Below are 2,486 nucleotides of genomic sequence, written 5' to 3'. Positions count from 1 at the left end.
CTGCCGAGCGCAGCGCTCGGCAGCTTGGGGGTGATCGCGGCGCGCATGGCGGCGAAGTCGGGCGGGCTGGCCTCGTCGATGGTGACGACGATGAGGCGCGGCACCGGCAGCTCATCGATGTTGAGGCCGGTGCCCAGCCACGGCTCCAAAAGGCGCGCCGTCGCATCGCGGTCGACGATCTTCGTGCCCTTCACACCAGGGAATTCGCTTGCGATCTGCGAGGCCTGCGCGAGGGCTGCCTCCATGTCGAGGCCTTCGACCGGCTTGATCTGGATCGTCGCCTCGCGCGAGATCTGGTTCTCCCACACCGAGGCGGTGTCGCGCACCAGCGTCACGGCGCCGAAGGTCAGGCAGGACAGGAAGGTCATGATGGCGATGACCAGCACCAGCGCCCGGCCGGCGATATTCTGCGCCGGCACGATCGGCGCCATTTTGCGCTGGACGCGCCGCATAGTCGGCATCGTGTCGACGGCTTCCTCGTGCAGGTGATCGGCTGGAAGATCAGTCATAGACATCCAGCCTTCCTCCGGCGAGAATCATGCGTCGCGCATCGACCTGCTCCATCAGGCCAAGGTCGTGAGTGGCGATGACCACGGCCGTGCCCAGCCGGTTGAGCTCGATGAACAGCCTCAGCAGCCGGCGCGCCAGCGGCGGATCGACATTGCCGGTCGGCTCGTCGGCCAGCAGGATTTCCGGCTGCTCGATCAACGCCCGCGCGATCGCCGCGCGCTGCTTCTCGCCGCCGGACAAGACCGGCGGCAGCACATGCATGCGGTCGCCGAGGCCGACCCATTTCAGCAGTTCGGTCACGTCGGTGCGATAGCCTGCCTCCTCGCGCCCGCGCACGCGCAAAGGCAGCGCGACGTTCTCATAGGTCGTCATGTGGTCGAGCAGGCGGAAATCCTGAAACACCACGCCGATGCGGCGCCTAAGCAGCGGCAGCTCGCCGCGTGAGATGCGCGAGCGGTCCTTGCCGAAAATGGTGATCAGGCCGCGCGTCGGCTTCAGCGACATGAAGAGCAGCCGCAGCAAGGTCGTCTTGCCGGCGCCGGAGGGGCCGCTCAGGAACTGAAAGGAACGCTCCGGAATGTGCAGGGAAATGTCGCGGAGGATCTCCGGACCCATGCCATAGCGGAGGCCGACATTTTCAAAGCGGATCACGTTCGGCGACCTGAAACCTTGGGCGGCGTCCTGCCAGCCTGTTCTCTACAAAGACCATCGGCCGGCATGGTTAATCGCCGGTTAATTTCGGTTCGTTTTCGACGTTTCACGGCTGTTCCGGTGGGGAAGCGTTAACCATTTCCGTTTACCCAAAAGCTACCAAGACTCACAGGGGCCGTAATGGCTGAGAAACGAACCGCGCGCCCTGTTTCCGGCGAAATCATGACCGCTCGGGCGGCAAATGCGGCGCCGGAGCGCGTCATGCACGATACGCCGGCCGACATCGTCGATGCCGATTATGTGGTGCTGCCGCGTCTCGCTGTTCGTCCGGAACCGACTGCGGTGCCGTCGGCACCGCCACAAACCTCCTCGACGCCACCGATCGAAGGCATGGGCATGCTGCGTAAGCCGGAGGCTGCGCCGGCGCGGTTCTCGCGCGGCGGCCCGATCTTCTGGATCGCTGGCATCGGCATGGCACTCGCCGCCTTCTGGGTGTCGGGCGGACATGCCCTGGTGCGCCAGAGCCCGTTCTGGACGACCTCGCAGCCCGCGGGCGCGTTCAGCATTTCCAGCGTCACCTCGCGTATCGACGCCTCGGGGCTTAAACCGGTCCTGTTCGTCGACGGCGAGGCTGCCAATGACGGGGTAAGCGCACAGTCGCTGCCGCCGCTCGAGATCCGAGTCACCGACAATGCCAGCAATGTCATCCGCTACAGGCTGGGGACATCCAATCGCTCGCTGGCGCCCGGCGAAAGATTCGGCTTTTCCAGCCGGCTCGAAGTGCCTAGAAACGGCGTGAGGGCCGTATCGGTCACCTTCGCCGGCTAGGTGCGTCGACATTCAGGTGAGGCCGGCCTGCAAATGGCGGTTTCCTGCGCTTCCGGTACTCGCGTACTTTAAGTACGCTCCGTTCCGGTTCCCGGAAACCACCCAGTTTGGTCGCTCCGCGCCCGTCTTCGACTCCGGCTCGGCCCGACCTGAATCTCGACACGCCCGGGGCGATCTTTTTGGAAAGGTAGTTGATGCCAGTTGTGCGCGGCAAGGACATCGAGGTCCTGTTTTCGGCGTCGGCGATTGCCCGCCGCAATCTCGAACTCGCCAAGGAGATCGCCGGGCGCGACTACCACGACTTGCTGGTGATCTCGATCCTGAAAGGCTCGTTCGTTTTCGCGGCCGATCTCATCCGCGCCATGCATGATGTCGGCCTGTCGCCCGAGGTCGAGTTCATCTTCATCTCCAGCTACGGCGCCGGCACCACCAGCGGCGAGGTCAGGGTGCTGCGCGACATCGACAACGAGGTCGCCGGACGCGACGTGCTTTTGATC

Annotated in this window: 3 protein-coding genes and 1 pseudogene; 2 read left to right on the top strand and 2 right to left on the bottom strand. The window is 64.6% G+C overall.

Annotation, left to right across the window (positions count from 1 at the left end; translation table 11 throughout):
• Both EOA38_RS33545 and ftsE read right to left on the bottom strand, forming a co-directional pair.
• Nucleotides 1-509 (bottom strand): annotated as a pseudogene (locus EOA38_RS33545) (ABC transporter permease); the annotation flags it as partial.
• Entirely contained in the window at nucleotides 502-1,161 is a 660-nt protein-coding gene (gene ftsE, locus EOA38_RS33540; RefSeq protein ID WP_126091697.1) for a cell division ATP-binding protein FtsE, read from the bottom strand. The gene ftsE and the pseudogene EOA38_RS33545, both read right to left, overlap by 8 nt.
• Nucleotides 1,162-1,341: 180 nt before the next feature.
• On the opposite strand from ftsE, the gene EOA38_RS33535 reads away from it, so the two are divergent.
• Together EOA38_RS33535 and EOA38_RS33530 are read left to right on the top strand one after the other, a co-directional pair.
• Nucleotides 1,342-1,989, top strand: a complete 648-nt coding sequence (locus EOA38_RS33535; RefSeq protein WP_127301251.1) for a hypothetical protein — start codon at nucleotides 1,342-1,344, stop codon at nucleotides 1,987-1,989.
• Nucleotides 1,990-2,183: 194 nt separating this feature from the next.
• A partial coding sequence (locus EOA38_RS33530) for a phosphoribosyltransferase family protein (protein ID WP_281060146.1) occupies nucleotides 2,184-2,486 on the top strand: 303 nt, incomplete at its 3' end.

The organism is Mesorhizobium sp. M1E.F.Ca.ET.041.01.1.1 (genome assembly GCF_003997355.1).
Taxonomy (GTDB): Bacteria; Pseudomonadota; Alphaproteobacteria; order Rhizobiales; family Rhizobiaceae; genus Mesorhizobium.
This window is presented reverse-complemented; position numbering and strand designations above follow the sequence as displayed.